This is a genomic window from Xanthomonas axonopodis (assembly GCF_001304695.1).
In the GTDB taxonomy this organism is placed as follows: domain Bacteria; phylum Pseudomonadota; class Gammaproteobacteria; order Xanthomonadales; family Xanthomonadaceae; genus Xanthomonas; species Xanthomonas axonopodis.
Genome location: NZ_JFAQ01000312.1, coordinates 1 through 529, shown reverse-complemented (window position 1 = coordinate 529; position 529 = coordinate 1). Strand labels below are relative to the sequence as shown.

Annotated in this window: 1 pseudogene; it reads left to right on the top strand. The window is 51.6% G+C overall.

From position 1 onward, the window contains the following. Nucleotides 1-26: 26 nt before the first annotated feature. Nucleotides 27-486, top strand: a pseudogene (locus XAXN_RS19990) (imm11 family protein); the annotation flags it as partial. Between the last annotated feature and the right edge of the window lie 43 nt (nt 487-529).

Genomic DNA, 529 nt, shown 5'->3' with positions numbered 1-529 from the left:
CTGCGCAGTAGTTTTGTTAGCTGCTCTTAGTCTACAACCCCAATGAAGGTGTTCCGCCACAGGACCTCGAAGGCGGCTTGAGTGGTTATTGGCTGGTGTCCAATCGGCTTCGTCAGGTAATGGAATCGGTAGACCCTGGCTCGTCCGTATTTGCCGAGGCCGATTATCGCCTAGCTGACGGCTCGAAGGGACCAAGAATCTTCCTGTGTGATGTGATCCGAATGGTAGACGCCCTGGATGAGGAAGCCTCACAACTCACGATTGAAATCAGTGACGACTTCGAAGCGGGCAAATACTACAATCTAACAGGAGATATTAGGCTGGCTTTTAAGCGAGATGTTCTGGGTTCGGCACACGTTTTCAGACTGCCTTTCCACAGAGGTGTCTTCTGCGACCGAGAATTCAAGCAGGCTGTTGAGACAGCGGGCATCGTCACGCCGAGCGAGTCCAATTGGGCTTTGGTTCTATGACAAGGTGAACTGCTGATCGAATGCCACGTTCACAAGGAAACTAAGGCAACGCTGATCAA